This window comes from Sphingobium sp. Ant17, assembly GCF_000588875.1.
In the GTDB taxonomy this organism is placed as follows: Bacteria; Pseudomonadota; Alphaproteobacteria; order Sphingomonadales; family Sphingomonadaceae; genus Sphingobium.
In genome coordinates, this window is record NZ_JEMV01000146.1 from 1 (window position 1) to 2,751 (window position 2,751).

A 2,751-nucleotide genomic window follows, 5' to 3' on the forward strand; every position below is an offset into this window, starting at 1 on the left:
GGATGAAGGCAGCTCTTTTATAGGATCCCGTGAAATCCGAAATCGATCGAGTTCTTGCATCACGATATCGAGAGACACTGGATCGAAAACATGCACGAAATGGCTTGATGGGTCGATGTCACCAACAGCAAACGGCTCGAACGAGGCTGCATCCCGATTGAAATGATCGGGCCCTTTGATCGATGGACGAATGACAAAGGTTCCTAGACCGCCCTCAAAGTGCTTGCGTCCGGCTTCTTCAGCCCCCCTCGCTACGATAATTCGATGGACCTTGCGGCGCTCTGCTGGTGGGAAAGCAAGCGGCAAAGGAACTTCGCAAAGCTTGTCTAGGAAAAGCCGGTCGGGAAATTCGTTGATCCAGCGCTCAGCCCCTTTTAGTTGCTTAGCCGCATCCTGGATCGCTCCTCGCGCCCATCGGGCCCATGCAACCTCAACCGGCTTGTCCGTCCACCGGACCTGCTTGTCCGAAAAGATCAGGACATGTGGATCGCAAACGATGAGCAGATCGCACAGCTCTTTGCCGTCACCATTGCCGCCTAACTTCTGAGATCGATGGGGATTTGGGTAGGACCAGAGGTTCAGAAACGTATCATCGGCAAGCTTGGCGAGGTAACGTTCGCTGTCCGTAAGACCTTCAGACCGAACTATTGGGGGCCGAAGCTGATCGTAATGATCTCCGACATTGTTCGGCTTATCTACCATGCGCTGCACCAATTTCTTCCCAAGCGAGTCATTTCATCGACGGATCGAAGACGCGCGCAAATAGCGAATGTCGACATCTCTAAGACATTTGGCTTCAAGTTGGTAGGTAGCAATCCTGTTGCACTCGCGCCAAAGGCTCTGGCCGTTAATGGCGCACGGCTACCCAACCTTGAAACGCTTGGGTCTATCCTCGGGAATGGCTGGTTCGAAGAATTGCGCACGGCTTCCCCAGCGTCCAAGATTGGCGCTTAGAAGACCAAACCACAATATCTCTCCCCCGCACATGCGGTTCTGTGGACACCGCTGGCGTTGCCAATGGCTTCAACATCTGTTGGACGTGATAGCCAGTCACCCTGACGCCACCTGTAAACGCGCTGGCCAAGCGGGCGTCGCTGGCGCAGAGCCTGTGCTACCGTGCCGCGCCTGATCCTGCCGCCGGGCTGGCGGACGGGCGGTGCGGCGATTGAGGATGTGATGCCATGACCGATCCTGTCCCACGCGATATCGTCATCATCGGGGGCGGGCAGATGGGGGTGGCGCTCGGCTATTATCTGCGCCGGGCGGGGGCGGATTTCCTGATTTTGGATGCGGAGGACGGGCCGGGCGGAGCGTGGCGGCATGGGTGGGAGTCGTTGCGGCTGTTTTCGCCCGCTGGCTATAGTTCGCTGCCTGGCTGGCTGATGCCGCCGCCGGCCCATGAAGGCTATCCGACGCGCGATGATGTGCTGGCCTATCTGCGGGACTATGAGGCGCGCTATGCGCTGCCGATCGAGCGGCCCGTGCGGGTGGCGGCGGTCGAGCGGGCGGGCGATGCTCTGGCGGTCGTGACCGACAAGGGGCGCTTTGCCGCGCGGATGGTGGTCAGCGCGACGGGCACCTGGTCGCAACCCTATATGCCCGACATGGCGGGGCGGGCGCTGTTTGCGGGGGTGCAGGTCCATTCCGCGCACTATGTCGGGCCGGAGGTCTATGCCGGGCAGAGCGTGCTGGTGGTCGGCGGCGGCAATAGCGGGGCGCAGATCGTGGCGGAGTTGGCGCCTGTGGCGCGCACCAGCTGGGTGACGACGCAGGCGCCTTTGTTCCTGCCCGACGATGTCGATGGCCATGTGCTGTTCGAGCGGGCGGTGGCGCGGATGAAGGCGGGGCCGAGCGACATGCCGGGGGGGCGGCATTGGCGATATCGTGATGGTGCCGCCGGTCAAGGCGGCGCGGGCGCGCGGCGACCTCAGCACCCGGCGGCCGTTCGTGCGGATGACGGCGACGGGGGTGGTGTGGGCCGACGGGACGGAGACGGCGGTCGATGCGATCATCTGGTGCACCGGCTTTCGCCCGGCGCTGGCGCATCTGGCGGGGCTGGGCGTGGTGGAGGCGGATGGGCGCATTCTGGTGGAGGAGCAGCGGTCGATCAAGGCGCCGCGGCTGTGGCTGGCGGGCTATGGCGACTGGTGCGGGGCGGGATCGGCCACGTTGATGGGCGCGGCGCGGACGGCGCGGGATCTGGCGGCGAGGCTGGTCGAGCAGACCGAGGCTCACGCGTAGCGGCCGGTGCGACGCGGGTGTCGCGATGCTAGCCTCCGCTCTGGCGACCAGCGGCCGCCATGTCGTTCGTCGGGCCTGATTGGCGGTTGATCCCCCGGCCATGCCGCCCAGCGGGGCGCGAAGGCCGGTCATCGAACTTAAGGCGCGCGGGGTGCCGCCGATGCTATGATGCAGGGCAAGTTCAGGGACGGTTCAGCGCCAATGCTGTCGTCTCTGCCCTGACAGTTTATCCTGATCCCGGTGTGCCCGACAGCAACCTGGATACGCCCCCGGCCATCCCTTGCGCCGGGGGCGTTTTCTATTGTCCCGACATCGTTACGATTTGCGCTTTCCCCTACGGCTGATGTCGTTCGTCGCGGGGCGGGATGTCGTTCGTCATGCGGTTCGTCGGCTGGATTTCGCGCTTGGTCGGCGGGCGTGTCGTTCGCCGATGACGGGGGCTGCCGGTCGAAGCGGGCGGGCATGGGGTGGGCCGCGCGGCTATACAGAATGGGCGAACGGGGCAGGACG

Annotated in this window: 2 protein-coding genes; one reads left to right on the forward strand and one right to left on the reverse strand. The window is 63.6% G+C overall.

Going from position 1 to position 2,751, the window contains the following annotated elements; all coding sequences use genetic code 11:
* The coding region (locus BF95_RS27730; protein ID WP_235209997.1) for a hypothetical protein at positions 1-711 on the reverse strand (711 nt) is incomplete at its 3' end.
* Positions 712-1,181: 470 nt separating this feature from the next.
* On the opposite strand from BF95_RS27730, the gene BF95_RS24810 reads away from it, so the two are divergent.
* Entirely contained in the window at positions 1,182-2,273 is a 1,092-nt protein-coding gene (locus tag BF95_RS24810) for an NAD(P)-binding domain-containing protein (protein ID WP_235209998.1), read from the forward strand.
* Positions 2,274-2,751 lie beyond the last annotated feature (478 nt).